This is a genomic window from Streptomyces actuosus, from assembly GCF_016921115.1.
GTDB lineage: Bacteria > Actinomycetota > Actinomycetes > Streptomycetales > Streptomycetaceae > Streptomyces > Streptomyces actuosus_A.
Map to the genome: position 1 here is coordinate 1 of NZ_JAFFZS010000082.1, position 4,388 is coordinate 4,388.

2 protein-coding genes are annotated in these 4,388 nt (G+C 68.6%); both read left to right on the forward strand.

Annotated elements, in window-relative coordinates:
• Nucleotides 1–1,110, forward strand: a 1,110-nt coding sequence (carA, locus tag JS756_RS35525; protein ID WP_205387400.1) for a glutamine-hydrolyzing carbamoyl-phosphate synthase small subunit, incomplete at its 5' end; no start/stop codon positions are given.
• On the forward strand, nucleotides 1,103–4,388 hold a 3,286-nt coding region (gene carB, locus JS756_RS35530; RefSeq protein WP_205387401.1), incomplete at its 3' end, for a carbamoyl-phosphate synthase large subunit. The genes carA and carB, both read left to right, overlap by 8 nt.

Here is a 4,388-nt window from a genome sequence, read left to right on the forward strand (position 1 = left end):
CCCGCGGTTCTCGTTCTGGAGGACGGCCGGGTGTTTCGCGGTCGTGCCTATGGGGCCGTGGGGGAGGCCTTCGGCGAGGCGGTGTTCTCGACCGGGATGACCGGTTATCAGGAGACGTTGACCGATCCGTCGTACGACCGGCAGATCGTGGTGGCGACGGCGCCGCAGATCGGTAATACCGGGTGGAACGACGAGGACGACGAGTCGCGTCGGATCTGGGTGTCGGGGTACGTGGTGCGTGATCCGTCGCGGGTGGCGTCGAACTGGCGGGCTGCGCGGTCGCTGGACGAGGAGTTGGTGGGCCAGGGTGTGGTCGGTGTCAGTGGCGTCGACACGCGGGCGTTGACGCGGCATCTGCGGGAGCGCGGTTCGATGCGGGCGGGCATCTTCTCCGGTGAGGCGATCGCGTCGGAGGCGGAGTTGGTGGCCCGGGTGCGGGCGCAGCCGCGGATGAAGGGGGCGAGTCTGTACGAGGAGGTGGCGACGGGTGAGGCGTATGTCGTCCCGGCGATCGGTGAGAAGCGGTTCACGGTCGCCGCGGTCGACCTGGGGATCAAGGGGATGACGCCGCAGCGGATGGCCGAACGCGGCATCGAGGTGCACGTCCTGCCCGCCGCGGTCACTGCCGAGGAGCTCTATGCCGTCGGCCCCGACGGGGTGTTCTTCTCCAACGGTCCCGGTGACCCGGCGACCGCTGATGGTCCGGTCGCCCTGATGACGGCTGTGTTGGAGCGGGGGACGCCGTTGTTCGGGATCTGTTTCGGCAATCAGGTCCTGGGGCGTGCGCTGGGTTTCGGTACGTACAAGTTGAAGTACGGCCATCGTGGGATCAACCAGCCGGTGCAGGACCGTACGACGGGGAAGGTGGAGGTGACGGCGCACAATCACGGGTTCGCGGTGGATGCGCCGTTGGACGGGGTGAGTGAGACCCGGTTCGGTCGTGCGGAGGTGTCGCACGTGTGTTTGAACGATGGCGTCGTGGAGGGGTTGCGGCTGCTGGATCGGCCGGCCTTCTCCGTGCAGTACCACCCTGAGGCGGCGGCCGGTCCGCATGACGCCGCCTACCTGTTCGACCGCTTCGTCTCCCTGATGGAGGGCCAGCGTGCCTAAGCGCACCGATATCCAGTCCGTCCTGGTCATCGGCTCCGGCCCGATCGTCATCGGTCAGGCCGCGGAGTTCGACTATTCCGGCACGCAGGCGTGCCGGGTGCTGAAGGCCGAGGGCCTGCGGGTGGTCCTCGTCAATTCCAATCCGGCGACGATCATGACCGATCCGGAGATCGCGGACGCCACCTATGTGGAGCCGATCACGCCGGAGTTCGTCGAGAAGATCATCGCCAAGGAGCGGCCGGACGCGTTGCTGCCCACGCTGGGTGGGCAGACGGCGCTGAACACGGCGATCTCGCTGCACGAGAGCGGCGCGCTGGCGAAGCACGGCGTGGAGCTGATCGGCGCCAGGCCCGAGGCGATCCACAAGGGCGAGGACCGCGACCTGTTCAAGGAGGTCGTGGAGGAGGTCCGCCGCAAGATCGGTCACGGGGAGTCCGCCCGCTCGGTCATCTGCCATTCCATGGACGACGTCCTGGAGGGCGTCGAGACCCTCGGCGGCTACCCCGTGGTGGTGCGCCCGTCCTTCACCATGGGCGGTGCCGGCTCCGGTTTCGCGCACGACGAGGAGGAGCTGCGCCGTATCGCGGGGCAGGGGTTGACGTTGTCTCCGACCACCGAGGTGCTCCTGGAGGAGTCGATCCTCGGCTGGAAGGAGTACGAGCTGGAGTTGATGCGGGACAAGCACGACAACGTGGTGGTGGTGTGCTCGATCGAGAACTTCGATCCGATGGGTGTGCACACCGGTGACTCGATCACGGTGGCGCCGTCGATGACGCTGACCGACCGTGAGTACCAGGTCCTGCGGGACATCGGGATCGCGGTGATCCGTGAGGTCGGGGTCGACACCGGTGGCTGCAACATCCAGTTCGCGGTGAACCCCGAGGACGGCCGGGTCATCGTCATCGAGATGAACCCGCGCGTCTCCCGCTCCTCCGCCCTCGCCTCGAAGGCGACCGGTTTCCCGATCGCGAAGATCGCGGCGAAGCTGGCCGTGGGCTACACCCTGGACGAGATCCCGAACGACATCACCCGGGAGACGCCGGCCTCGTTCGAGCCGACGCTGGACTACGTGGTCGTCAAGGCGCCGCGGTTCGCGTTCGAGAAGTTCCCGCAGGCGGACTCCACGCTGACCACGACGATGAAGTCGGTGGGTGAGGCGATGGCGATCGGCCGGAACTTCACCGAGGCCTTCCAGAAGGCGTTGCGGTCGCTGGAGAGGAAGGGCAGCCAGTTCACGTTCGTCGGCGAGCCCGGCGAGAAGGACGCCCTGCTGGAACGGGCGGTGCGGCCCACCGACGGCCGGATCAACACGGTCATGCAGGCCATCCGGGCGGGTGCCACGCCGCAGGAGGTCTTCGAGTCCACGAAGATCGATCCGTGGTTCGTGGACCAGCTGTTCCTGATCAAGGAGATCGCGGACGAGCTGGCCGACGCGCCGGAGCTGACCGCCGATCTGCTGGCCGAGGCGAAGCGGCACGGGTTCTCCGACCAGCAGATCGCCGAGATCCGCCGGCTGCGCGAGGACGTGGTCCGCGAGGTGCGGCACGCGCTGGGCATCCGCCCCGTCTACAAGACCGTCGACACCTGCGCGGCCGAGTTCGCCGCCCGGACGCCGTACTTCTACTCCTCCTACGACCAGGAGAGCGAGGTCGCCCCGCGCGAGAAGCCCGCGGTGATCATCCTGGGCTCCGGGCCGAACCGGATCGGGCAGGGCATCGAGTTCGACTACTCCTGCGTGCACGCCTCCTTCGCACTGTCCGAGGCCGGCTACGAGACCGTGATGGTCAACTGCAACCCCGAGACCGTCTCCACCGACTACGACACCTCCGACCGGCTCTACTTCGAACCGCTCACCCTGGAGGACGTCCTGGAGATCGTCCACGCCGAACAGCAGGCCGGCCCGGTCGCCGGAGTGATCGTGCAACTGGGCGGCCAGACCCCCCTCGGCCTGGCCCAGGCCCTGAAGGACAACGGGGTACCGGTCGTGGGCACCTCCCCCGAAGCCATCCACGCCGCCGAGGACCGCGGCACCTTCGGCCGCGTCCTGGCCCAGGCCGGCCTGCCCGCACCCAAACACGGCACCGCCACCACCTTCGACGAGGCCAAGGCCATCGCCGACGAGATCGGCTACCCCGTCCTGGTCCGCCCCTCCTACGTCCTGGGCGGACGCGGCATGGAGATCGTCTACGACGAGACCCGCCTGGCCGCCTACATCACCGAGTCCACCGAGATCAGCCCCACCCGACCGGTCCTGGTCGACCGGTTCCTCGACGACGCCATCGAGATCGACGTCGACGCCCTCTACGACGGCCACGAGCTCTACCTCGGCGGCGTCATGGAACACATCGAGGAAGCCGGCATCCACTCCGGCGACTCCGCCTGCGCCCTGCCCCCCATCACCCTGGGCGGCTTCGACATCAAACGCCTGCGCGCCTCCACCCGCGCCATCGCCGCCGGCGTCGGCGTCCGCGGCCTGATCAACATCCAGTTCGCCATGGCCGGAGACATCCTCTACGTCCTGGAGGCCAACCCCCGCGCCTCCCGCACCGTCCCCTTCACCTCCAAAGCCACCGCCGTCCCCCTGGCCAAGGCCGCCGCACGCATCTCACTCGGCGCCACCATCGCCGACCTCCGCGCCGAAGGCCTCCTCCCGGCCACCGGCGACGGCGGCGAACTCCCCCTGGACGCACCCATCTCGGTCAAGGAAGCCGTCATGCCCTGGAGCCGCTTCCGCGACACCTCCGGCCGCGGCGTCGACACCGTCCTCGGCCCCGAGATGCGCTCCACCGGCGAGGTCATGGGCATCGACTCCGTCTTCGGCACCGCCTACGCCAAGTCCCAGGCCGGCGCCTACGGACCCCTGCCCACCAAGGGACGCGCGTTCATCTCCGTCGCCAACCGCGACAAACGCTCCATGATCTTCCCCGCACGCGAACTCGTCGCCCACGGCTTCGAACTCCTCGCCACCTCCGGCACCGCCGAAGTCCTCAAACGCAACGGCATCAACGCCACCGTCGTCCGCAAACACTCCGAAGGCACCGGCCCGCACGGCGAACGCACCATCGTCCAACTCATCCACGACGGCGAGGTCGACCTCATCGTCAACACCCCCTACGGCACCGGCGGCCGACTCGACGGCTACGACATCCGCACCGCCGCCGTCGCCCGCTCCGTCCCCTGCCTCACCACCGTCCAAGCCCTCGCCGCCGCAGTCCAGGGCATCGACGCCCTCAACCACGGCGACGTCGACGTCCGCTCCCTCCAAGAACACGCCGAGC